This window comes from Nonlabens ulvanivorans (assembly GCF_032922765.1).
GTDB classification, from domain to species: domain Bacteria; phylum Bacteroidota; class Bacteroidia; order Flavobacteriales; family Flavobacteriaceae; genus Nonlabens; species Nonlabens ulvanivorans.
This window is the reverse complement of the sequence record NZ_CP136694.1, coordinates 256,757-281,964: the sequence shown is the minus strand read 5'-3', so window position 1 is coordinate 281,964 and position 25,208 is coordinate 256,757. Positions and strand designations below refer to the sequence as shown.

Below are 25,208 nucleotides of genomic sequence, written 5' to 3'. Positions count from 1 at the left end.
TATGAATAAAACGATACAATCATATCTAGATAAAAGCGCATCTGCTGCGCCATTAGCGGTTTTCCGCATTGGCTTTGGGTTGATGATGCTTTATAGCATCATTAGATTTGCTGCACATGGTTGGATCAATAGTCTTTATATAACACCTCAATTTCATTTCTCTTATTATGGATTTGATTGGGTAAAACCATTAGGGTCCTTCACTTATTTATTATTCACTATATGCGGTATAGCCGCATTTTTCATTGCCATAGGATTTAAGTATAGGTTGTCCATTATTCTATTTTTCTTAAGCTTTACTTATATAGAATTCATGGATAAAACCACCTATCTTAATCATTATTACTTCATCAGCCTACTTAGTTTTTTAATGATCTTTTTACCTGCAAATAGGCATTTCTCAATAGATCATCCTAAAGCAACTGATCTCATCTTAAAGACACCAACAATCCCGCAATGGAGTATCGACAGCATTAAATTGCTATTAAGTATCGTGTACTTCTATGCTGGATTAGCAAAAATTAATAGCGACTGGCTTTTAAAAGCCATGCCTTTAAAAATATGGTTGCCTTCTAAATATGATTTACCTTTTCTAGGCAACCTTATGCAACAAGAATGGGTACATTATGCATTCAGTTGGACTGGTATGCTCTATGATTTGCTCATTCCTTTTTTATTACTTTATAAAAAAACGCGGCTTTGGGCATTTATAGCTGTGGTTATATTCCATGTATTAACTCGTGTATTATTCCCGATAGGAATGTTTCCTTTTATAATGATTGTAAGTGCATTGGTGTTTTTTGACAGTTCACTACATGAAAAAATTATTGCTTATTTAAGAAGATTTTTAAGTCCTTTAAGCACTTTATTAGGTCCGCTTTCGCGAAAGCGTACCAACAACAAACCATTTGTAATTAAATATCAGAAAGTTATAATACCAGTACTAGTGATATTTTTCACAATTCAATTAGTATTACCATGGCGATACCTCGCGTATCCTGGAGAATTGTTCTGGACTGAGGAAGGCTATAGATTCTCGTGGCGTGTGATGTTGATGGAAAAAATGGGAAACACACAGTTTAAAATTGTTGACGGATCTGGACAGTCATTTTATGTTCAAAATGATGATTTTCTAACGTCGTTTCAAGAGAAGCAAATGAGCTTTCAACCTGACTTTATTTTAGAATACGCACACTTTTTAGGAGACCATTATAGCTCGCAAGGATATAAGGATGTAAAAGTTTATGTAGACTGTTATGCCGCGTTGAATGGTAGAACCAGTCGCAGACTAGTAGACCCCAAAGCAAACTTATATCAAATTAAAGATTCATTCCAGCATAAAGACTGGCTATTACCATTAGAAGATGAAATTAAAGGATTATAGTATTTTAATACTATTGATATTGACATGGTCTATATCATATGCGCAGTCATATCAAATATCAGGCACCGTTTCTGATAATATTACTGGTACTGCCATTGAAAACGTTGCTATTTATGATAAAAATGCTGGACAACTAGCCATTACAGATATAAATGGGAAATATCGATTTGAAACTACTCAAAAAGAATTAACCCTAATATGGTTCAGTTATGAATATGTTGTTCTAGAAGAATCTCTTACTATCAACAATGACCTTATTAAAAATGTACAATTACAACAATTAGGTGAAGAGTTAACAGCCATTGAATTAACAGTGCGCAAAGAAAAACTATTTCAACTAGAGCGTTTAAAAGATGTTGAAGGCACTTCTATTTATGCCGGTAAGAAAACTGAAGTGGTTCTTATTGAAAACTCTACCGCAAATCTAGCTGCAAATAATGCGCGTCAAATTTTTAATCAAGTTGCTGGTCTTAATATCTATCAAAATGATGATGCTGGATTGCAATTAAACATCGGTGGACGTGGACTAGACCCAAATAGAACTGCAAATTTTAACACTAGACAAAATGGGTATGATATAAGCGCAGATGTGTTGGGTTATCCCGAAAGTTACTATGCTCCACCGGCAGAAGGTCTACAGAGTATTCAAGTAATACGTGGTGCAGCATCATTACAATATGGTACTCAATTCGGTGGTTTAGTGAATTTTGTTATGAAAGAACCTCATCAATCTAAACCTCTAGAGCTTATTACCAGAAACACTATAGGTTCTAATGGATTGTACACTAATTTCACAAGTCTAAGTGGTACTAGTGGTAAATGGAGTTATTATACTTTTTTTAATTATAAAAAAGGTGATGGCTTTAGACCTAATTCTCAATTTGAATCTAAGAATATTTATGCTCATGTAGGATATCAATTTAATGATCAGACTAAGGTCACAGGAGAAATCACTTACCTAAACTACCTAGCCCAACAAGCTGGTGGACTAAATGATCGACAATTTGAGGAAAATCCTTTTCAAAGTAATCGAGAACGTAACTGGTTTGAAGTAGATTGGTTTTTATACAATCTTAATTTCTCTCATGATTTTACTGAAGACACAAAATTCACTTTTAACGCCTTTGGATTACAAGCACAGCGTAATGCACTAGGCTTTAGAACTAATCGTGTCGATCAAATTGATCCTGGTACAGAAAGAGATTTAATAAAAGGAGATTTTAATAATTATGGTGCCGAGGCGAGATTCTTAAGCACCTATAACATTGCAAATAAGAAAAATATTTTCTTAATCGGTTCTAAGTTTTATAAAGCAAACAACACAAGTACTCAAGGTCCTGGAAGTGATGGTAGCGATGCAGACTTTGACTTTCGATTTGATGAATATCCTAATTACTCAAATCAAAACGACTTTGTATATCCTAATTTAAATATCTCGCTATTCGGTGAGAACATCTTTTATGTAAACGATAAGCTTTCATTTACTCCTGGTTTTAGACTAGAGTATATCAAAACAGAAAGTGAAGGTTTTACTAGAGAAATAAGAACTGACGCTGCTGGTAATGTTATTTTTAACGAATTAATTGATGAAAGTAGATCTAATGAAAGAACCTTTGCCTTACTAGGTTTAGGAACTAGTTATAAAGCAAATGATGCGATAGAATTATACGGTAATATCTCACAAAATTATAGGTCTGTAACATTTACCGATATAAGCACTATTAATCCTGCTTTTGAAATTGATCCCAACATTGACGACGAGAAAGGTTTTACTGCAGACATAGGTGCTCGTGGTAATTTTAACGATTTCATATCTTATGACGCTAGTGCATTTGCATTATTTTATAATGACCGAATAGGTTTTACACAAGTCGTTGCAGATGATGGTCGTGTAAAAAGTCAACGAGGTAATGTAGGAGACGCTGTTATCTATGGACTAGAAAGTCTAGTAGATCTTAATCTACAAAAGCTACTCATTAAAAACCGAGCTTATAAATTCAATCTATTTTTCAACACTTCTTTAGTAAGTTCTGAATACACAAATTCTGATGCCAACGGTATTGAAGGAAATAAAGTAGAGTTTATACCAGAATTAAATTTTAAAACAGGTTTTCAATTAGGATATAAAAACTTCATGTCTAGTATCCAATACTCATATCTATCGCAACAATTCACAGATGCTACAAACGCTACTGATGGGAATCTTAGTGGTGTAATAGGCGCTATACCAGCTTATGATGTTTTAGACTTTTCGGCCTCATATAAATACAACAGGTTTAAATTAGAAGCTGGAATTAATAACGTGCTAGACAACTCCTATTTTACAAGAAGAGCAACTGGTTATCCAGGACCTGGAATTATCACCTCTCCTAATCGTAATTATTACATAACTCTAGAGATTAAGATTTGAGAAAACAATCTTTAATATTATTATATTCTTAATACCTGCTATCCCAAATTACATATATTAGAATATTCTTACTAATAATTAGGATATTTTCATTTTATTCTATTGTATCTAGAAAACTATTTTACTAAATTGCTAACGTTTTGTAAAGTTAATTCAAAATGCTTTCCCCTAAAATGCCCTAATTCATAAGTAGGGCATTTTTTTATGCCTTTACAGCACTAATTTCAAATAGCATCGGATATAATCCACCGTCTAAATAATACAACCCATCATCCCTCAATTTCATATTAGGAAACACATCGTATGGGCTACCATCATGCTCTGCCAGTAAGTTTACAGAGAGACCAGCATCAATAAGTGACTGTACGACTTCACTAAGACTGTGGTTCCAACCATACTCTTTACTAACCATTTTAGATTTATTATTTGCATAGGTGCCTTCATACTCATCATATATAGCTTCTTCTCTAGCATAGTGGTATTTCATAACTGGTGGTGTCACATTATAATCATACATCCATGCGATAGGATGAAAATCAACAATATAAAAAACACCGTTATCATTTAATCGCTCACTGATCATCTGTGCCCATGGCTTTAAATCTGGCAACCAGCCTATCGTACCATAACTAGTAAAAATGATATCAAACTTTTCTTTAATATAATTTGAAGTTTCTAGCACATTACAGCAAACAAATTGCGCAGGTATACCTAGATCAACACTTAATTTTCTGGCAAGTTTTATAGCCTCATCACTTATATCTACTCCAGTAACCACAGCACCTTTATGTGCCCAACTTAAGGAGTCTTGACCAAAATGACATTGTAAATGCAGTAACTTTTTGTCTTTTACATTGCCTAGTGCGTTTAACTCGTAGGAGTTAAGTGAATTTTTCGCTTTCGCGAAAGCGTCCTTATCATAGAACTCACTCTCAAAATGTATAGCTGTTTTTTGATTCCAAGTGTTCTTATTTATTTCAAATGCTTCCTGTAAATCCATATCGCAATTTAGCAAAGTTTAAACATTTGAAAATGACGCTCATGAATAATTTGTTTTAACTTTGAGATAAAATATTAAACAAATGAAGCATATTGATGCCATTGCTATAAAATCTATGGACCGTTTTTATCGCGGCAACCTTATTAATAGTGTTACCGGATTTAAGAGCGCAAACTTACTTGCCACTCGTTCCATAGATGAAATAGACAACGTAGCCATGTTTAGTAGTGTCACCCATTTAGGAAGTAATCCAGCCATGTTTAGTTTTGTACAACGACCACTAGGACATGGAGTCGGGCATACCTATGAGAACTTAAAAGCTACTGGTAAAATCACATTAAACCATGTGAATATGAACTTAGTAGATAGAGCACATCAATCAAGCGCAAAATATGCTGAACATATTTCAGAATTTGATGAGTTAGATATAGAATTACTTCGTCGCGATAATTTCAAAGTACCATTTGTAAATGAAGCGACCATACAAGTCGCGGCAGAATATGTAAACGAATATCCAATTAAGGAGAATAACTGTATTCTAGTCATTTGTAAAATCACTGACATTTTTATAAAACCAGATATTTTACACAAAGACGGATGGCTAGACATAAGTAAAGCAGGTAGCGTTGCTATAAACGGTTTAGACGGTTATGCCATCGCCAAAACAAAGAAGCGATTGTCTTATGCGCAAGTTGATAAAGAGTTAGAAGAACTTTCAATTGACAATGATGCGTAATCAACACAACTTACCTACTAAAATATGTCCGGTATGCAATAGAGAATTTACCTGGCGTAAGAAATGGGAAAAGAATTGGGAAACTGTAAAGTATTGTAGTAAAAAGTGTAGCGCAAATAAATAGCATTAATTGATATATGAATAATCTCGTCTGGTTTAGAAATGATTTAAGAGTAACTGATAATCATAGCCTTAAAAAAGCATGCGATAATGACGGTAAAGTAATAGGTGTATACTGTTTTGACCCTATTTTTTATCAGAATAGTAATTTTGGTCTTGATATCGATCTAGAATTACCTTTCGGTAAAACGGGAAAATTTAGAGCACAATTTATTATAGAAGCTATAGAAGATTTACGCAAACAATTAGATAAACACGGCATTCCTTTATTAGTCTATCATGATTCCCCAGTAAATGTATTTCCAGACATCATTAAGGAATACGACATCACAAATATCTATCTACAAAAAGAATGGACACGCGATGAAGTTGAGCAAGAAAAGCTATTGGGCAACGCACTCAAGCTGCTAGAAGTAAAACCTAAAGGACATCGGACTTATGATCAGTTCCTTTATCATCCAGATGACGTTCCCTACTCCAACTTTCAAGAAATCCCAACCGTTTTTACGCAATTCCGTAAAAAATGTGAGAAAGAATCTCACGTAAGAACATTAGTTGATATAAAAGATTATCAGCAAGAATCGCCCAGCATTGTGGTGACTACTATTCCACAACTTGAAGATTTAGGCTTAGAAAGTTTTGAAAAGGACCATCGTAGCGCTTTCCCATGGAAAGGTGGCGCAACTGCAGCATGGGAAAGACTCAACCATTATTTCTGGGATACGGGCAAACTTCAATATTATAAAAAAACTAGAAACGGTTTAGTAGGTATAGACTACAGTAGCAAGTTAAGCACATGGTTGTCCATAGGATGCATAAGCGCTCGAGAAATCTATTGGGAAGTCCAACGATTTGAAAAAGAAGTGAAAAAAAATCAAGATACCTATTGGCTAATTTTTGAGCTTATATGGCGTGACTTCTTTAAATATGTTTCACTAAAAAATGGGAACGACATCTTCAAATTAGGTGGTATCCTACAAAAAGAATATGAGTGGAAAAGCAGTGAACGTGAATTATCAAAATGGATCAATGGTGAAACACATGAACGCTTTGTAAATGCAAACATGAAAGAACTAGCTACCACTGGATGGATGAGTAATCGCGGTAGACAGAACGTTGCCAGTTACTGGTCGATGCATAAAGAACAAGACTGGCGCATAGGCGCTGCATATTTTGAACATATTTTAATCGACTATGACGTGCATTCTAATTATGGCAACTGGATGTATAATAGCGGTGTAGGTAATGACCCTAGAAATAGAACCTTTAATATAGAATTACAAGCAAGTAGATATGATAGTGATGGTACATATCAAAGAATGTGGTTACAAGAGGAATTGTTTTAAATCTCACTTATAATAGTTCAAATCCTTAGGTAAAAAACCATTACAGACCCAATCTGAAATTTTAAAAAATGAAAACATTAAGACTCATACTAGGCGATCAACTTAACCACAAGCACTCGTGGTTTGATGATGATCAAGAAAAAATCATTTATTTCATGGCCGAAATGCGTCAAGAAACAGATTATGTCACACATCATATACAGAAGGTAGTTGCCTTTTTTATGGCGATGCGCGGTTTTAATGAATGGTTTAATGATCGCGGCTGGAACAGTATTTACTACCATCTCGATGATGATAAGAATACCCAAGATCTAGTAGAGAACCTCAACCAAATCATCAAGGAACAAAAGATTGAAAAGTTTGAATACTTAGCTCCAGATGAATACAGACTTGATCAACAGCTCAAAGAATTCTGTAAATCACTAGAAATCGAATGGCAAGGTTATGATACCGAACATTTTTTTACTAAAAGAAAAGACGTTGAGAAATTTTTTGAAGGTAAAAAGCGTATGACAATGGAGTACTTCTATCGAGACATGCGTAAGAAACATCAAATCATGATTGATGATGATCTAGAACCTGAAGGTGGGAAATGGAATTATGACCATAGCAATCGCAACCAGTGGAAAGGCGAGACTGATATACCACATGAGCGCGGTTTTAGAAAAGACGTTACTGCTATAGTAAAACTGCTCCATAAAGCAGATGTCAAAACCATGGGACGCATCGATGAACACAACTTTAACTGGCCTACCACTAGACAAGATGGACTTGATGTATTAAATTATTTCTGTGAGAATCTTTTAATAGAATTTGGTACTTATCAAGATGCGATGCACACTGATCAGCACTACTTATATCACTCTAGGTTAAGCTTTGCCATGAATTGCAAACTATTAAGCCCACGAGAAGTCATAGATGCTGTTTTGTCTCGCTTTCGCGAAAGCGGGAAACCAAAAATTGACATTTCACAAGTAGAAGGTTTTATAAGACAAATACTAGGATGGCGAGAGTATATGCGAGGAATATACTGGAAGGAAATGCCTAGCTATCAAAGTCAAAACCAACTAGAAAATCATAATAAGCTACCAGATTTTTACTGGACTGGAGAGACTAAGATGAACTGTTTAAGTCACTCTATTAATAACTCACTAGATAATGCATATGCTCATCATATTCAACGATTAATGGTGACCGGCAATTATGCGTTACTCACCATGACTGAGCCTAGTTATGTAGACGAATGGTATCTAGGCGTCTATATAGACGCTATAGAATGGGTAGAAATTACTAATACACGCGGCATGTCTCAATGGGCAGATGGCGGAATAGTCGCTACTAAACCTTATGTTTCTAGTGGTAGTTATATTAATAAAATGAGCAACTACTGTAAAGGATGTCATTACAAAGTATCTAAGAAGAATGCTGAGGATAATGCCTGTCCATTCAATTCTTTGTACTGGAATTTCCTAGATGAAAAAAAGGAATACTTTAAAGGAAATCACCGCATGGCCATGATGATGAATTTGTTGAAAAAAATGGATACTGAGAAATTAGAAGCGCATAAATCAAGAGCAAATGACGTTATTAAAAATCCTTACAATTATTAACATAATTTAATGTGAATTCTGATTATATTAATAAATTCATAGAAGAATAGTTATAAATTAGTCTTGTAACCAATTAAACATTTAAATTATGAGAAGTATTTTATGGCTTGTAGCAGTAATTTGTATAATCATTTGGGTTTTAGGATTAGCCGGCATAGGTGGTGGAATGGGAATGGGTAACCTTATTCACGTTTTACTAGTAATCGCGGTAATCGTAATTCTTTACAATATTATATCAGGTAAGAAACCACTATAATTAATCACTAATTAAAAAAACAGAATCATGATTAAAAAATCAATCGTATTAGTAGCAGTTGCTTTATTTACCATATCAATATCTAGTTGTCGTGAAGAAAGCACTGGAGATAAAGTTGAAGACGCAGTTGAAAGCGTTGCAGATGACGTAGAAGATGCAGTAGACTAGTTGTACTGTATATCATAAACAAAAAGCCATTCTTTACAGAATGGCTTTTTTCTTAGGCTATATTCAAAGGTTCTTATTGAACATCTAAATCAAATTCAACTTGCACATCAGTTTCCCCACCGGCATTTAATAATGTACCATCGTTAGGCTTTAAAGGCTCGTGTCTTAAGACGATAGTTAAAGTTCCTGTACCAGCTGCTCCAGTTGTGAAAGTAGTATCTAATCCTAGTGAATTACCATTTGCATCTGTGTCAACTTTTGCGACAGTAAGATCTGTTATAGAATCGATGTAAAAAACTTCGTGTTCATCAGCTTCTTCTGCTACTTCCACAGTAATATCTTCTGCAGGTGACTCTAATTCATTTAAGAATTTTATACTTCCGTCATAAACAGTGCTAGCCATTAAAGTTCCTGTTACTGTTTCTACAGGAGCTAATGGTCCTTCACCATCTGCGTCTACAGATGTAAATACCACTACGTTAGTAGCATCTGTAGTACTAGTTAATGTGTATTCTACAGTGGTTATCACTTCTTCTTCATTTTCAGCGCTAATATCATCGTCGTTATCACATGATGTAAATACTGCTGTTGCTGCTAGTAATCCTAGCACTTTAATTGCATTTGATCTCATTGTACTTGTGTTAATTGTTTTCATTGTTTACTTGCTTAATTAATTGTTATTATGGTTGACTATTAAATATTATAGATGAATTGAAGCTGAATATCACGACCTATATCATCGGCATAAAATCGTTGTCTATTGAGATAGTTGCGATAATTAGTATTAAATATGTTAAACACACTTAACTTTAATAAGGACCTTTTAACCTTGGGATTTTTCTTTGAGAAAAAACTATAACTCACGCCTGCATTCCATAAACTATAGGCTGATGGTGGTTGAGAAATATTAACTTCACGCATTTCAAAACCACCTGTTTCTAACGGAACATTTACCTCATAATCATTATCTGGAAAACGTGTTTGTTCAAGAGTGGTTTGATTAGTCAAATGAAAGTCTAATCCAGTATTTATAGCATTAAACCAAGTTATTGTGTTACTAAACTGCGCTGGCGGCATATCTATAAGTGCCTCATTTGCATCCACATCTGTACCATGTATATATGAAAATTGCGAGTTAAAATTTAAAAGCCTTTGTTGATTACGGTTTAGTCCACCTTCTTCGGTCACATCAGCTTCTTTTTTAGTATACACATCGTAGCCAGCACTTACATCTATTCCTAATAAACGTGCATCCAACTGTTCATACTGATAAACAGGAAATGCTCCTCGTGTTGTTGTCTCAATAGATGTAGGTACTAATTGAATAAAATCATTTACTAAGTTCAAGTAAGGATTTAATTCTAGATCTAGATTTTTGTGATTGACATGAAATGTAGTATTGAGTTTATAAGACTGTTCTTTCGCCAGGTCCAATCTTCCTAGTTCAATCGTTGCTAGCGCATGATGCAATCCATCACTAAATAACTCACTAGGATTAGGCGCACGATTTGCCGAACTTAAATTAACCGCGATATCATAATGGTCATTAAAGAAATATTTAGTCCCAACTGTAAATGCATACAGACCGTAGTCTAAAACAGGATTTGTAAGCAGCTGATTTCCTTCTGTCCTTCTTTCAAATTGTGGAAATTGCTCATCATAGCCCAAACTTTCCCAACGAGTTTGAAAATAAAATTTATCAGCATCAATTTTATAGGAATCGAGTCTCAAACCAGCATCAATAATCCAATTATCCTTAAGCTGATGATTAATACTAATGTAAGCTCCTACTTTAGTAGCATCATAATCTGGAATTAAGCGTCGCACACCAGTATTAGAATCTGGAGTATTAACTTGATACATACCATCAAGACCTACATTAATAGTGGTAGTTTTATTTGAGTCAAACAACATGTTTATTGCGGCGATATGTGTCATCAAATCCATATCTAGCGATGCTCTACCAGCATTACTTCCTCGCCTTATATCATATTCCTTTCGGTTATTGAACTGTAAAGAATAATCTGCTTCTAGCTTTCCTAAACCTGCAAACCTTTTAAAAGCACTAAATCTTAAACTGTGATGTGCTACCTCTTGTCTAGGCACATCTATGTCATAGGTAAAATCATTAATCACTGTAGGAGTTCCTGAATTGATGCTGCGCACTAAATCGGCAGCATTACCTATATGTGAAGCTCTTAAAATTCCTAAAGACGATTCGTAATAAGAATATTTTAAATCTGCTCCAAATTCAAATGTCTTGAATCCCAATCCCAAATTAAATGCTGCTGTTTCACTACCGGTATTACTTAGAACATAATCTGGCGCATCATAATCGCCTAATCGTTTATATGTCACAGTAGCTTGTTGATACCAACCAGATTTACGATAATTATTGATGGATCCTGTAATAGAGCCACCTCGTCCATTTGTTTGTAATTGACTAATAATAGATCCTGATAAGGTATCTTTTGAAATAATTCTTGCTGGTTCTATAACTATTGTTCCACCTATCGCATCACCACCATATCTTAAAGCACTTGCTCCTTTAATAACTTGTATACTGTTTGCCGTATTAACGTCTATATTAGGCGCGTGCTCGATTCCCCATTCTTGATCTTGTTGACGGATTCCATCATGCACAATTGCAACTCTACTTCCGTAAAGACCATGCACCACAGGCTTAACGACACTATTACCTGTTTTTAATGAACTGACTCCAGCAACACTAGTTAGAGCATCGCCTAAAGTTGCTCCACTAAAGTTTTGCAATATCTCTTTCTTAATGCGTGTTGTTGCTTGTGTATTTGAGTGATCATCATGTACATCTGCAATAACTTGAATGGTCTGCAGGTCCTCGACATGATGTTCTAGCAATATTTCAATTTTTTGCGAGCCTGTCAGGTCAACTGTAATTTTCTTAGGCTCACAATCGATATGAGCTATTGATAAATTATAAGTACCAGTACATAATCCCTTTAAAATGAAATAGCCATTTGCATCAGTACTTACTGTTTTTTGTAAGCTCTCAACATAAATAGTAGCTAGTTCAAGAGAACTATTGTCGTGATAATCTTTAACAGTACCTTCTAATATATAGGTACAGTCTTGTGCTGTTGCCCATGATGCTGAAATAAGCATCACAAACAACCACAATGTTTGTAATTTCATTGTAATAATTTAACTGTTAATCGTAAGAGTAATAATAAGATTAAACAGCTGGCGGTGGCCTAATGGAAAGATGTGAAGGTGTGTAAGACGCTTTCGCGAAAGCGAAATAAACATCTATTTTTCTTTGAACAACAGGTATTTGAGTAACTGTAGAAACAGTCGTTGTTGTTGCTAATTGAAATGATTCTGATTGAAAATCATGAGAAATCATACAAATATCGCAATTGTGCGATGCATCATCGTGCTGCAATTCATGCAATACCGATAACTGAACCATTACAAAAATGGTTAGCAAAAGACGCGATATGAATAATCTAAATTTCATCAACCCCAAATATAGACTACTAATTCTTAATTAATTCTAAATAAAGGCATAAAAAAAAAGCTACTATTAAAATAGCAGCTTTTCAATAATATTAGTGTTACCCAATCAACTATTCATTATAAAAGTCAACAGAACTTGCAGAAGTCAACATATTATTTACACTAGGTGTCGCATCACCTGATGCTGTTACTGGAAAACCTAAGATTCTACCGCCACCGTTAGCAATCTCTGCGATATAAACCACATTTGCATCTGTATCATATGTTACATCTACTGGATTACCTAATAAAGTATTAGATCCTGCAATTCTAGTTTGAGAAGCTACTGCTAGTGTACCACCATTAGTAACACCAGAAATTTGTGAACTTGCATTTTGTATAAGATGATAACCACCATCTGAGTCACTTCCTGCATCACCTATATCAGTCATGATTAATAAATCATCTGACGCATCGTAAGCGATACCATGTGTTCTAACTATTCCTTCTATTGTAATTCTTTTAGATGCTGCAAGCGCTCCATCTGTAGAGTTGCTAAGAAAATTATTAAATACAGCAAGATCACCTGTGGTATCTACTACTACATAAAGATCATTACCTACAAATTCAACACCCCAAACTGGAAATGAAATATCAAAGGTATTTGCTAATGATAAACCACTAGAAGTTCTTTTGTATACAAATAGCTGATTGTTTCCATTATCTGCTACTACTACTGAATTTCCATTTACCGCTAGAGCTCTAGGACTTGTGAAATCGATTGATCCATTCACACCTACAATTGCAGGTGTAGTCACTATAAGTTGAGCCTCAATATTTGAATAGGCATTTAAATTAAAAGAACTTCTAGAGGCTACATAAAGCTCGTCTTGAGATGCACTGTATTGTATACCTTCATTAGAAGTAGATGCCGTTGTCAGTGTACTTGTAGTAGGGCTTGCACCACTAGCAAAATCATAAACGGTAATATCTCCGTTTGCTGTACTTGTTGCATAAAGTTCAGCTCTTTTTGTGTTGTTGCCTCCATTATCATCGTCATTAGAACATGAGAAAATGGTAAGACTTAATACTGCGATGGCAATAATTTGCTTTTTCATAGTTGTACTATTTAATGTTAGTTACAATATGTACGCTAGAACAGTTCTTATGGTTTTATCTAATTGTCGGTTTTAAATAGGTTTTAACACTTTAAACGAATTTACTGCATTCATAGCTCAAGTAAAATTCAAAAATTAACAGTGTTTAAGAAAACATTTAGAACCTGAGGAAGGTGATTTTATAAGAAGAAATTCCAAACGACACCAAAACGAACAGTAAAATCTCGATATGGTGTACGTGGTGCACTGAAGTAATCGTCACCACTAGCAAATAGCTGATTAAGATGTTCAAGTTTAAAAAAGATTCGAGTCTGTCTTACCTTAGCATTTACAAAAACATCTACCATAGGGAATGCTCCCAATTCTTGGTCTGTCTGTACAGTAAATTCACCTAATACAGGATCATAAGAGTCCATATAATAGCTGCTAAAGTATTTCAACGTAATACCTGTTTGTAATAAAAGAGCATTTTTAAAAAGACGATCTTTATAATACAGCGAGTTTCTAGTTGTAAATTCTGGAACATTAATAATATCTGATCCTTGTGAAACACTTTGAAACATGACGGTGTTATCAATCCCAAAATGCCTGAAAAACCTAATATCCTTATGTGCTTTTATTTTTAAATAAGTAATATCATCTAAAGCCTGAACTGGACTAGCATTATAACCAGTCACCTCATTATCTGTATCTAGCACTTGATTTTCTTCAAAATATACATAGTCTTGTAAAGTAGTGAAGCTTATATCTAAATCAAGATATTTTTCTGACTGAACGTTAAATGATAGTTGTTGTTTTTCAATATTACTAAAACTATTTTGCCAGTTATAATTGACATAGTCACTCTGAAATAATTGATAATTAAAATCTGGCGCTCTAGAACTAATTGCTATTCCTGCATTGACCTCAACATCTTTAAATTTATAACTAGCACTTCCATTGAGGTACTGACCATCCAGATCACCTGCAACATTAATTCCAGTAGCTACATTTATATCAAATTTACCTATACGCTTTTCAAAGGCGCCTTTAAACTGATACAGCTCACCTTTTAGTCGGTTTGTAATAAAGTTACCAGAGCCTAAATCTAATGTTCTATTGTAACCATAATTATACTCTTGCCTAACAATACCAGCTTTAAAATAACCTAGTATATAATGATCATAAGTTATTCCTGCTTCAATAGCGCCTTGCTCCAGATCAGTCTGATCTCTTAAACTGCTACTCACATAAGAATCACCTAAAAAGCTATTACTAGCGGTGCTCTCTTCAAAACGATAAAGTTTATCTTCATAAAACGCAGTATTATAAATGCGTGCACTATAGTAAGATGTAGAGTCTTTATCTCCTATAATCTCATAATCATGATTGAGGTAATAACGTTTCCCTTCTAAAAAACTAGTAGCGTCTGTTAAATTAGGTTCTAACCTACCGCGATCTTGTAAATCTTCATTACCTGTCACAAAACCTTCTAATGATTCGAGATCTAGACCACCGTTTTCTTGATTTGAGTTGTCTTGAAAAACACTATGCAGCCTTAATCTATAACGTTGATTTTTTGACACATAATTTGTAGTAAACTTAAAGTTACCTGTGCTAGTCAATGTATTTACATAATTACCTGCACTTCTTAAACCCTTATATGATAGCGAGAAGTTCAATCCTGGCGACACATTTGTTGTAAAAAGGGCATCTAGTTGTTGACCTTGATTTACAACGGTTTTGAAGTATAATTCAGTTAACGGTGTCGGGACGTGGTAATCTAAAACATCGTCAATATCGATATAATTAAAATGTCTTGCCCGTGCACCCATACGTGGTGACAGTAAATCAAAATCAAAGTTTCTTCCTAAACTATTATAAGGTCTACCTATGTTATGAAAAGGCATTAATTCAAAATCATCACGACGCAAGTAATTATATTTATAATCCTTGGCCATAGTAAGAGTTGTGTCTACAAAGGTCGTATCCCGATCTTGCGATATGATTAAATAATCCGTAATGGGCGGTTTTTCACCTTCAACCGTTAAATCTTTTTCATTACCGAATTGTGGGCGATTGTTACCGAGACCACTTGTTGTAGTTTGGGTAGGCAGTTGAGCCCAAGCCCAAAGCGGTAGTAGTAAAAAGAGTAAAATATTCTTATTCATGTGCATAGCTGCTCAAGGCATCAAAAGTAAACATTATAACGCTTTTAAAGTGGTCGTATTATGAAAAACGATTAACCCGTGTAATTGTATCAATCTGGTAAGGCTTAAAATTAACAGTACTTCATATTCATAGAATTTGTCACTAAACATATGATGCGGTTTTAAAGCACCATCATAACAGTACTCCTAAAAAGATTATAACTATAATTCATATTTTAGCATATGCTTTTAAATCAAATACATCCTAACATTGTTGAATGCGGTACTGACGAGGCTGGACGAGGCTGTCTTTGTGGACCTGTAACTGCTGCCGCTGTAATATTACCGCCAAATTTTAAAAGTGATTTATTGAATGACAGTAAGAAGCTTTCGCGAAAGCGTAGATATCAACTACGCGGTCTAATCGAAGAGCATGCTATCGCTTATCATGTATCCCATGTTATGATGGAAACTATTGATAAAATCAATATTCTTAATGCTAGTATTCTAGCCATGCATCAAGCCATTGACGGTTTACAAACAAGACCAGAACATATTGCTGTGGATGGAAACCGATTTAAACCATATGCTGATATTGATGCCACTACAGTAATTAAAGGAGATGGTAAATATTTACATATTGCTGCAGCATCTATACTTGCTAAAACATATCGTGATGATTATATGGAAAAGATTTCTAAAGAATTTCCCGAATATGGTTGGAATCAAAATCAAGGATATCCTACTAAAAAACATCGAGAAGCAATTAGAGAATTTGGAACTACTCATTACCATAGAATGACCTTTAAACTTTTACCTGAAGAATTAAAATCTACATTATAACTTATTGCAAACTGTGATGTTATCGTAAATTATCTTTCTATTTTTGTGCAAATACTTAAACTATGCGTGGCCTTATTGCCGTCCTTTTTATCAGTCTTTTTTTAATAGGTTGTAATGATAATGTGACCGTTAATCAACAGATTTTAAATCGCATCCCTACAGATTCAAAAATAATCATTGCTACTAATGATGTAAAGAACCTTAACGATGTTCTTTCCTCTAGCGCATTAATGGAAGAGGTTAAAGAATTGGAACGCATTCAGGAATTAAAAACAGCGAGCGCTTTTTTACTTGATTATGATTTAAAAGGGGAAAGTATCATCGCAATTAGTCCAGAAGGCAAGGACGATATTGCCATTACATTAATTACAGACATTTTAGAAAGCAAAATCATTAAAGCAGATAGCATGTCTGTTCATACCTATGACCAGATCACTTATGCCGAAGATACTACACATGAAATTCCTTATTATTATCTTAATCATAATGGCTTTCATATTGCGAGTACCTCACGTTTAGTCATTGAAAGTTTAATACGTCGCAATGTAGAAGATTATATCTTTGATTCTCAATTTGCGTCTATTTATGATCGTACCTCAGGATCAGACTTGAGTATATATATCCATGGTTCTCAAAAGGACTGGTTACAGCATTTTTTACTGAAACAAAACTCTCGTACTTCTAAAGTTAGAGGCCACTGGTTTCAATTAGAACCACGTAAAACAGATCATGTATTTAATATTGATGGGATCTTCACTTATGCAGATTCTTCACAGCAGTTCCACGCTATTTTTAATGATTTGAAAGCACAACAAAATAGGGTTCCTGCCATCATTCCTAGTAATGTGGATCAAGCAGTAATTGTAACCTATAAAGATGCACATAAATTACACAGACAGGTCAATCATTACAATGGCACTACCTCAAAACTCAATAAAACCCTTCAGTTAATACTGGACAACAGTACTGAGCTAGCACAAGTTGCTTTACCTAAAACAGACGCACTCGTATTTTCACTTAAACCATTTGAAGCCTTGTTCATGGATATGGACAGCGCCACCAGTGCAAAATTTGATTATCGCAATTTCACCATTTATGAATTAAGAGAACCTGTTAAAACTCAAGGTATGCAACCACTGCTGCCTGTCAATAACTATAAGTTCTTAACAGTAATAGAAGACTACTTAATTCTATCGACCACAGCTACTGCGCCAGAAGAATTTATCGTCAGTTACCAAAATAAATCTGCACTATCTCAGCAAGCTTGGTGGGAAGATTTATCTAACAACATAAGCGATTCTAGCACGCTCATGTATTTTACGAGCTTAAATATTATACAAGAGTCTGTAACAGATAAAGGTGATTCTAAAATTATAAATAAAATATCAAGTAAAGATTTCCCTTTCATGGTCAGTCAGTACGTTCATGAAAAGGGCTATGCACATTACCACACCAGCATACCTCAAATAGATGCCAGCATACAGAATACAGGAATCGTTCAAACTGGTTCTTATAAATCACCACGCAAGATTATTGCAGGTCCATTTTTATTTCCCAATCACCTCACAGGAAAACATGATGTCGCTTTCCAAGATGAAGATTTTAAATTACATCTATTAACAGATACCGGTAAAAAACACTGGAGTAAGCAGTTAGACGCCATCATAATAGGTCAAATAAATGCTGTCGACGGTTATAAAAATGGTCGTAAACAACTTGCTTTTTCTACCAGTAAATCCGTTTACTATCTAGACCGCAATGGTAAAGATGTCAATAAATATCCTATTCAAATTAAAGGTGGCATCACCCAACCACTCAGTGTATTTGACTATGATAATAGTCGCAATTATCGCTTTCTAGTGACACACGGTAAAACACTTACCATGTATGATATTAATGGTAAAGTAGTAAAAGGATTTAAGTATAAGAAGCAAGATGAAATCATAAGCCAGCCACAGCATTATAGAGTAGGAAGTCGTGATTACATCGCTTTCGCGAAAGCTGACAACACCATCTCACTACTCAACAGAACAGGTAAGGTAAGAACTAAGGTTAAAGAAAAAGTATCATTAACTGGAGCGATGAGTTTTCAAAAAAACCTTATAAAGATGCTAGATGGTAATCAACTGATTTATCTAAATCCAGTTACTGGTAAAATTACAAATTCTGGTAAAACAGTTTCTGCAACCGAGTATTATATCGCTCTTGATGGTATTGAAATCATTCAAAACAATAATAAGTTATTAATTAATGGAAAGTCGATAGAGCTACCTTACGGCACATACAACAATATAAAAGTTGATAAGCTGTTAAGAGAAGAGTATATACACCTAATAGATTCTGGCGAAAATCAAGTTTACTTACTTGATAAAAAGGGTGCAATTTTGAACTCGTTTCCAGTATATGGTAAAGAAAATACTGCTATCGCAAGATCTAAGAGTAATCTCCTAACGACTCTAGATGGTGATGACATTATTATTTATAAGTGGTAAATTGTGATTTAGACATCAAACTCAATTTCAAAATCTGCTATAATTTCTTGAACGCATTTCTCACTTGATTCAAAGTACTCACTATCTTTTGAAGCATGATACCTAGCCCTATACTTTTCAAAAGAACCATTCCTATAAGATTCTGGTAATTGCGGATGCACATAATACTTTTCACATACCGTTCTCGTGTTTCCTAGAGCATCTGCAGCTGCGTCCAATGATTTAAGAATATTTTTCTCACAGCCCTTTTCATCATCATAAAGATCTAATTCTATAAGACTTTTAAAAAACTCACGTGTCGCGCCCCAAGTTCTGAAATCTTTTGCACTAAAAATATCACCTGCAACGTCATGAATATAGTCATTAATCATTCCACTATCTATAGATTGATGTTGTCCATGCTCATCATAGTATTGAAATAATTCCCATCCTGGTATTTCCTCACATTGATGGATATGATCTACCAGATCTGGATCCTCGATACTGGTTTCTTGCGACACACCTTTTTTCCCAACAAATGAAAACAGTACACCTTGATCAGTATCCTTAACATGTCTGGTGCGCATGGTTGATAAGCCATAAGTATCATTCTTATCTGCATAGTGTTGATTACCTACTCTTATGTAAGTTTGATCCATGATGCTTAAAACTAGGGCGAGACACTTAGATTGTGGCATTCCATCTTGATCAAGATCATTTTCCAATCTCTTTCTTATTTTAGGTAACACCTTTGCAAAAGCAGACATTTTAAAAAACTTAGTTTGATTGCGTAATAGCGACCACATGTCATGATATAAATAGACTTTTCTACCTTTATCATCGCGACCTACTACTTGTAAATGCCCATTAGGCAGTTCACTAATCCTAACCTCACTCCATGCCGGTGGAATCACCAAAGATTTAATTCTTTTAAGCTGTTTTTTATCAACTAGACGCTCTTTATTATGAATTAAGTAAGTGAATCCTCTACCATACTTTTTGCGGTAAATATTTAAATGATCGTTATGTATATACACTAGATTTGCTAGTTGAGCCGCTGCTTCTGGTTGAGTAAGGCATTCTTTTATTTGATCAGGTGATAAAGTCATGACTTAAAAACAGACCAGAAACCTACTTTCAAAACATAAAAAAAGGCTAATTCTGAAACAATTAGCGTAGTAAACTCAGGTTTTTAAACGAGTTCTGCTTCAAATAATTCTGAAAAATAAAGTTTGATTTTCTCTTTTACTTCATCTTCATTCACTGGTCGCTTTAACTCTGCAGCAAGTGAAGTGACTGCTTTGTCTTCTATACCACATGGGATAATATGATCAAAGTAGCCTAAGTTTGTATTTACATTAAATGCAAATCCATGCATGGTCACCCAGCGACTAGCACGCACGCCCATTGCACAAATCTTGCGAGCAAATGGTGTTCCTACATCCAGCCACACACCTGTTTCTCCATCGCTACGCTCTCCTTTAAGACCATAATCAGCAAGGATTTTAATAAAGATTTCTTCTAGGAAACGTAAGTATTTATGAATGTCTGTAAAGAAGTTTTCTAGGTCTAGTATAGGATAACCTACAATCTGTCCTGGCCCATGGTAGGTAATATCACCACCACGATTGATTTTATAAAAAGTAGCGCCTATGTTTTTAAGCAAACTTTCGTTAGCGAGTAAATTTTCAAAATCACCACTTTTACCTAATGTATATACGTGATCATGCTCTACAAATAGTAAATGATTATCAGTTTCTAGACCTGCATCTTCTCTCCTATTCTTAATTTTTACATCAATAATATCTTTGAAAAGTTGTTCTTGATGATCCCAAGTTTCTTTATAATCCTTGCGACCCAAATCTTTAAACTGCACTTGTTTATTCATATAGCAAAGGTAAAACTTGCAGTCTTAAAACTATCGGACTAGTATCTTAAAAAAGTAATAAGACCTATCTAATTATATACAATCTCATTATTTATTTCTCTTAATTCACTCAAGGTTAAATCATATCGCTCATCAAATAGATTATCATTCACAATATCTAGCCATGAATTTGTATCATAGACATCTTTGGTGATAATAATAAGCGTTAATTCTTTATTCCCGGAAAAGACACTTTCATCCACAAAACAGATTGCTGCTCATAGATTGAATTATTCTTGAAGATTCAAGACTAGAATCTTCAAACGAAGAAATTATAGAATTATCAAAATCAAAGGCGATATAAATCTCTTCACTAGAGTTGTTAGTTACATTAAACGTGTTATAATCTTCTTCAATCGAACAAGAAATAATAGTAACTACAGCGATAAATAAAACAATAAGACGTTTCATAAAATTGGACAATTATATAAAAGGTAATGCTTTTACAATATCATAGATGCGTGTTTAACTTATAGGTTGCTTAAAAAGGCTAGTTGTTTTTATTTAAAATAATCAGTGCAGCAATCACTCCAGGAACCCAACCTAGACAGGTCAGTATAAAAACAATTAAAATAGAACCACATCCTTTTCCTATCACAGATAATGGAGGAAAAATAATTGCAAGTAATACACGCCAGAAACTCATATATTTATTCAGTAATCAGTTGGAAAAAAAATTAAAACTATACTTAAATAGTAAATGATTTAAGGAACAAAATGTCCCATAACTAAAAATAGGACTCTATAAAAACAATTTTGTTACACCATGTAAGCAAGTTATCTTTGCAAGCTTAATAAATTAAGACATGAATCCACTTTCTGAACAAGAAATCATACGCCGCGAGAAACTAGGCAAATTGCGTGAGATGGGAATTGATCCTTATCCTGCAGCTTTATATCCAGTAGATAACACATCTACATCCATAAAAGCAGATTTCAAAGAAGGTAAACAGGTAAACGTCGCAGGACGTTTAATGTCTAGACGTATCGCTGGAGCAGCCTCATTTGCAGAGCTTCAAGATAGTGATGGTCGCATTCAAGTTTATTTCAACCGTGATGAAATCTGTCCTGGTGACGATAAATCACAATACAATGATGTTTATAAAAAGCTTCTAGATATAGGAGATATTATAGGCATAGAAGGAGAATTATTTAAAACACAGGTGGGCGAAATGACCATCATGGTTAAAAAATTCACACTTCTTACTAAAGCATTAAAACCATTACCACTACCTAAAGTTGATGCAGAAGGTAAAGTACATGACGGATTTGTAGATCCAGAAATGCGTTATCGCCAGCGTTATGCAGACCTAGTGGTGAATCCACAGGTGAAAGAAGTTTTTGTAAAACGTACTAAACTCTTCAACGCAATGCGCAACTTCTTTAATGAGCGAGAGTACTTTGAAGTAGAAACTCCTATCCTACAACCTATCCCAGGTGGAGCTGCTGCACGTCCTTTTATTACACATCACAATTCATTAGACATACCGCTTTATATGCGTATTGCAAATGAGTTGTATTTGAAAAGATTAATCGTAGGTGGTTTTGATGGTGTGTATGAGTTCAGTAAAAACTTCCGTAATGAAGGTATGGATCGTACTCATAATCCAGAGTTTACCGCAATGGAGATCTATGTAGCATATAAGGACTACAACTGGATGATGGATTTTACAGAGCGTCTTTTAGAACATTGTGCTGTTTCTGTTAATGGAAAAACAAATAGTCAATTTGGAGATCAAACAATAGAGTGGAAAGCTCCTTATCCTAGAATCACCATGCGTCAATCGATCATTGATTTTACAGGATTTGATATTGATGGAAAAAGTGAGGCTGAGTTATACGCTTTCGCGAAAGCGGAAGGAATAGACGTAGATGCCACAATGGGTAAAGGAAAGCTTATCGATGAAATCTTTGGAGAGAAGTGTGAAGGAAACTATATCCAACCTACCTTCATCACAGATTACCCTAAAGAGATGTCACCGTTATGTAAAGCACATAGAGATAACCCAGAACTTACAGAACGTTTTGAACTTATGGTATGTGGTAAAGAGATTGCAAACGCTTACTCTGAGTTGAATGACCCTATTGATCAACGCGAGCGTTTTGAAGCTCAAGTTGCACTAGCAGACCGTGGTGATGATGAGGCGATGTTCATCGACCAAGACTTTTTAAGAGCACTAGAGTACGGTATGCCACCTACCAGTGGACTAGGAATAGGAATGGATCGTTTAATCATGTTCTTAACCAATAACCCGTCTATACAAGAAGTATTATTCTTCCCTCAAATGAAACCTGAGAAGAAAGCACTAGACCTTACTGAAGATGAAAAAACCGTTTTTGATATTCTTAAAAAACAAACAGAAATGGATTTAAATGAACTTAAAGGACAAGTTGGTTTAAGTAATAAAAAATGGGACAAAGCCGTAAAAGGATTGAACGCAAAAAAGATCACTAAAGTTGAAAAGACTGATGAATCTTTAATTATCAAGACTATTTAATACATAATGAGTCGTTTTTAAAAATATAAAAAAAATATACATGAAAAATATTATATCCTTAGTTGCCATTTTAATAATTGCGGCATCTTGTCAAGAAACTCAAAAAGTTGTTTTCATTGATAATGCTAAAGTTTATGAAGAATATCAAGAAAAAATAGATTTAGAAGCGTCTATAACTAAAAGACAAGAGGACTTTAAAAAGAGAACAGATAGCCTAGCGATGGCTTACCAAATGGAAGCCGCACCTCTTCAAGCCAAATTTAATAACCTGAGTCAACAACAACAGCAAACAAATCCAGAAATTGTAGCTTTTGGTAAAAAATGGCAGATGATAGAATCGCAAATCAAAACTCAAGAACAAAGCATGCAAGAGCAACTTGAAAATGATTTGAAAGAACTCGATACTCATGTAGAGGAATTTATTGCAGCTCATGCAAAAAAGAACAATTATGCATTCGTTTTAGGTAAAAATAAATCTGGTGGGTTAATCTACGGGAATGAATCTAGTAATATAACTGAAACTGTTATTAAAGAAATAAACACTTCTTACGAAAGTAAAAACAGTTCAACTGACACGTCTTCAGAAACCGAAGAAGCAACTGAAGAATAAGACATTACAAATATTTTATCTTTATTAAAATTAAAAAGTCAAGCCATGTGCTTGACTTTTTTTTTGAGTTGTGATTAAACCTTTTTATCTATACACTAGTCATAGAAGTGTAACAAATAATATAAATAACATGAAAAAGATAATCGTTTTAATTGCCTTAATGGCAATGACAGTTGCTCAAGCACAACAAGGTAGAAAAGGAGATCAAGGAGAAAAAAAGAAAGATGTTACTCCTCAAGAAATGGCAACAGTTCAATCTAAAAAATTAACACTAGCATTAGACCTTTCTGATCAACAAGAAAAAGAAGTATATCAAGTACTTTTTAAACAAGCAGAGAAAAGAGAGGCTAATAAAATTTCACGTGAAGATCGTGAGAAATTATCTGATGATCAAAAGAAAGAAGCTCGATTAAAAATGCTAGATGAAAAAATAGCCGTCAAAAGAAACATGAAAAAGATTCTTAACAACGACCAGTATGCAGAATGGGAGAAAATGATGCAACAAAGAGCAAAAAAACGCGGTAAAGGCGATAAAAAAAGAAGAAATAGAGATTAGTTTGATTTAGTTTAGTTTGGTTTAAAAGTCCTTATCATGAGAATGTTAAGGGCTTTTATTTTGTTTAACTATTTTATTTCTTATTTTTAAAATCTTGAAAAACAACAATCATGAAAAAATTACTTTTTATTATAGCAGTATCAGTTGCAGGTCTAGGCTATGCACAAACACCTCAAATAACTGACGCTCAATTAGAAAACAGTCGTGTAATCTCAGAAAAGAACAATAAGCTTAATGCAATTGTAGATCAAAAAGTAGATCAAATCATGACATTAGGGAATGTAGATGCTAAAAGAAGAGGTGAATTACTTGAGCTAGTTCACGAAAAAGAGACTCAAACATTAAGTGTTAAAAGGGAGAATCTTTCTGATATCGCAAAGCAGTCAAAAATTAATGACATACGCGATTCATTTGAAACAAAATTAAAAGCATTCTTAGGAGAAGAAAAATACGCAATGGTAAAAAATGCGATCAGTCCTAAGTAAAACTTTAATTCATATTTAAAAAAAAGCCGTTTCAAATGAAACGGCTTTTTTTTATACTTAAATTCTT

At 34.3% G+C, this 25,208-nt stretch carries 24 protein-coding genes; 14 read left to right on the top strand and 10 right to left on the bottom strand.

The genetic code is table 11. From position 1 onward, the window contains the following. Position 1: 1 nt before the first annotated feature. Together R1T42_RS01185 and R1T42_RS01180 are read left to right on the top strand one after the other, a co-directional pair. Positions 2–1,384: an HTTM domain-containing protein gene (locus tag R1T42_RS01185; RefSeq protein WP_317290976.1), complete on the top strand. Its 1,383-nt coding sequence runs from the start codon at positions 2–4 to the stop codon at positions 1,382–1,384. Further along, positions 1,365–3,794 (top strand): TonB-dependent receptor domain-containing protein, encoded by a 2,430-nt coding sequence (locus R1T42_RS01180; RefSeq protein ID WP_317290975.1) that lies wholly within the window; start codon positions 1,365–1,367, stop codon positions 3,792–3,794. Before R1T42_RS01185 ends, R1T42_RS01180 begins: the two co-directional genes overlap by 20 nt. 202 nt (positions 3,795–3,996) lie before the next feature. Here the strand turns inward: R1T42_RS01180 and R1T42_RS01175 are convergent, their stop codons facing one another. Further along, positions 3,997–4,794: a class I SAM-dependent methyltransferase gene (locus R1T42_RS01175; protein ID WP_317290974.1), complete on the bottom strand. Its 798-nt coding sequence runs from the start codon at positions 4,792–4,794 to the stop codon at positions 3,997–3,999. A gap of 82 nt (positions 4,795–4,876) precedes the next feature. On the opposite strand from R1T42_RS01175, the gene R1T42_RS01170 reads away from it, so the two are divergent. The 6 genes from R1T42_RS01170 to R1T42_RS01145 all read left to right on the top strand — a co-directional run bounded on the left by R1T42_RS01170 (position 4,877) and on the right by R1T42_RS01145 (position 9,030). Further along, positions 4,877–5,530 carry a flavin reductase family protein gene (locus R1T42_RS01170; RefSeq protein ID WP_317290973.1) on the top strand — a complete coding sequence of 218 codons (654 nt, stop codon included), beginning with the start codon at positions 4,877–4,879 and terminating at the stop codon, positions 5,528–5,530. Beyond that, positions 5,523–5,654 (top strand): DUF2256 domain-containing protein, encoded by a 132-nt coding sequence (locus R1T42_RS01165; RefSeq protein WP_081866560.1) that lies wholly within the window; start codon positions 5,523–5,525, stop codon positions 5,652–5,654. Before R1T42_RS01170 ends, R1T42_RS01165 begins: the two co-directional genes overlap by 8 nt. Before the next feature lie 13 nt (positions 5,655–5,667). Next, positions 5,668–6,996 (top strand): DASH family cryptochrome, encoded by a 1,329-nt coding sequence (locus tag R1T42_RS01160; RefSeq protein ID WP_317290972.1) that lies wholly within the window; start codon positions 5,668–5,670, stop codon positions 6,994–6,996. A gap of 68 nt (positions 6,997–7,064) precedes the next feature. Further along, positions 7,065–8,606 (top strand): cryptochrome/photolyase family protein, encoded by a 1,542-nt coding sequence (locus R1T42_RS01155; RefSeq protein WP_317290971.1) that lies wholly within the window; start codon positions 7,065–7,067, stop codon positions 8,604–8,606. Positions 8,607–8,694: 88 nt separating this feature from the next. Then, positions 8,695–8,862: a lmo0937 family membrane protein gene (locus tag R1T42_RS01150; protein WP_036581536.1), complete on the top strand. Its 168-nt coding sequence runs from the start codon at positions 8,695–8,697 to the stop codon at positions 8,860–8,862. Positions 8,863–8,889: 27 nt separating this feature from the next. Next, complete coding sequence (locus R1T42_RS01145; protein WP_170062957.1) at positions 8,890–9,030, top strand: hypothetical protein; 141 nt, start codon at positions 8,890–8,892, stop codon at positions 9,028–9,030. 73 nt (positions 9,031–9,103) lie between these two features. Here R1T42_RS01145 and R1T42_RS01140 read toward each other — a convergent pair whose 3' ends face one another. The 5 genes from R1T42_RS01140 to R1T42_RS01120 all read right to left on the bottom strand — a co-directional run bounded on the left by R1T42_RS01140 (position 9,104) and on the right by R1T42_RS01120 (position 15,772). Beyond that, entirely contained in the window at positions 9,104–9,661 is a 558-nt protein-coding gene (locus R1T42_RS01140) for a hypothetical protein (protein ID WP_052403473.1), read from the bottom strand. Positions 9,662–9,723: 62 nt separating this feature from the next. Beyond that, complete coding sequence (locus tag R1T42_RS01135; RefSeq protein WP_317290970.1) at positions 9,724–12,201, bottom strand: TonB-dependent receptor; 2,478 nt, start codon at positions 12,199–12,201, stop codon at positions 9,724–9,726. 40 nt (positions 12,202–12,241) lie between these two features. Further along, positions 12,242–12,478: a hypothetical protein gene (locus tag R1T42_RS01130; RefSeq protein WP_036581541.1), complete on the bottom strand. Its 237-nt coding sequence runs from the start codon at positions 12,476–12,478 to the stop codon at positions 12,242–12,244. Positions 12,479–12,635: 157 nt separating this feature from the next. Beyond that, complete coding sequence (locus tag R1T42_RS01125; RefSeq protein WP_317290969.1) at positions 12,636–13,622, bottom strand: NHL repeat-containing protein; 987 nt, start codon at positions 13,620–13,622, stop codon at positions 12,636–12,638. 179 nt (positions 13,623–13,801) lie between these two features. Beyond that, entirely contained in the window at positions 13,802–15,772 is a 1,971-nt protein-coding gene (locus R1T42_RS01120) for a putative porin (protein ID WP_317290968.1), read from the bottom strand. 222 nt (positions 15,773–15,994) lie between these two features. Here R1T42_RS01120 and R1T42_RS01115 point away from each other — a divergent pair, with 222 nt between their 5' ends. Together R1T42_RS01115 and R1T42_RS01110 are read left to right on the top strand one after the other, a co-directional pair. Beyond that, positions 15,995–16,594 (top strand): ribonuclease HII, encoded by a 600-nt coding sequence (locus R1T42_RS01115; protein WP_317290967.1) that lies wholly within the window; start codon positions 15,995–15,997, stop codon positions 16,592–16,594. Positions 16,595–16,656: 62 nt separating this feature from the next. After that, positions 16,657–19,086 (top strand): hypothetical protein, encoded by a 2,430-nt coding sequence (locus tag R1T42_RS01110; protein ID WP_317290966.1) that lies wholly within the window; start codon positions 16,657–16,659, stop codon positions 19,084–19,086. Between the two features lie 8 nt (positions 19,087–19,094). Here the strand turns inward: R1T42_RS01110 and R1T42_RS01105 are convergent, their stop codons facing one another. The 4 genes from R1T42_RS01105 to R1T42_RS01090 all read right to left on the bottom strand — a co-directional run bounded on the left by R1T42_RS01105 (position 19,095) and on the right by R1T42_RS01090 (position 21,638). Continuing rightward, complete coding sequence (locus tag R1T42_RS01105) at positions 19,095–20,174, bottom strand: DNA topoisomerase IB (protein ID WP_317290965.1); 1,080 nt, start codon at positions 20,172–20,174, stop codon at positions 19,095–19,097. An 83-nt stretch (positions 20,175–20,257) separates the two neighbouring features. Beyond that, positions 20,258–20,953 (bottom strand): lipoyl(octanoyl) transferase LipB, encoded by a 696-nt coding sequence (lipB, locus tag R1T42_RS01100; RefSeq protein WP_317290964.1) that lies wholly within the window; start codon positions 20,951–20,953, stop codon positions 20,258–20,260. Positions 20,954–21,187: 234 nt separating this feature from the next. Next, positions 21,188–21,403, bottom strand: coding sequence for a hypothetical protein (locus tag R1T42_RS01095; protein WP_317290963.1), 216 nt, complete (start codon positions 21,401–21,403; stop codon positions 21,188–21,190). Positions 21,404–21,482: 79 nt separating this feature from the next. After that, on the bottom strand, positions 21,483–21,638 hold the full coding sequence (locus R1T42_RS01090) for a YqaE/Pmp3 family membrane protein (RefSeq protein ID WP_081923490.1): 156 nt from the start codon (positions 21,636–21,638) through the stop codon (positions 21,483–21,485). Positions 21,639–21,798: 160 nt separating this feature from the next. Between R1T42_RS01090 and lysS the strand changes: the two genes are divergently transcribed. The 4 genes from lysS to R1T42_RS01070 all read left to right on the top strand — a co-directional run bounded on the left by lysS (position 21,799) and on the right by R1T42_RS01070 (position 25,141). Next, positions 21,799–23,490 (top strand): lysine--tRNA ligase, encoded by a 1,692-nt coding sequence (gene lysS / locus R1T42_RS01085; protein ID WP_317290962.1) that lies wholly within the window; start codon positions 21,799–21,801, stop codon positions 23,488–23,490. A gap of 40 nt (positions 23,491–23,530) precedes the next feature. Continuing rightward, positions 23,531–24,100, top strand: coding sequence for an OmpH family outer membrane protein (locus R1T42_RS01080; RefSeq protein WP_317290961.1), 570 nt, complete (start codon positions 23,531–23,533; stop codon positions 24,098–24,100). A 130-nt stretch (positions 24,101–24,230) separates the two neighbouring features. Then, positions 24,231–24,656 carry a hypothetical protein gene (locus R1T42_RS01075; protein ID WP_317290960.1) on the top strand — a complete coding sequence of 142 codons (426 nt, stop codon included), beginning with the start codon at positions 24,231–24,233 and terminating at the stop codon, positions 24,654–24,656. A gap of 110 nt (positions 24,657–24,766) precedes the next feature. Further along, complete coding sequence (locus R1T42_RS01070; protein ID WP_317290959.1) at positions 24,767–25,141, top strand: hypothetical protein; 375 nt, start codon at positions 24,767–24,769, stop codon at positions 25,139–25,141. The last annotated feature ends 67 nt before the right edge of the window (positions 25,142–25,208 follow it).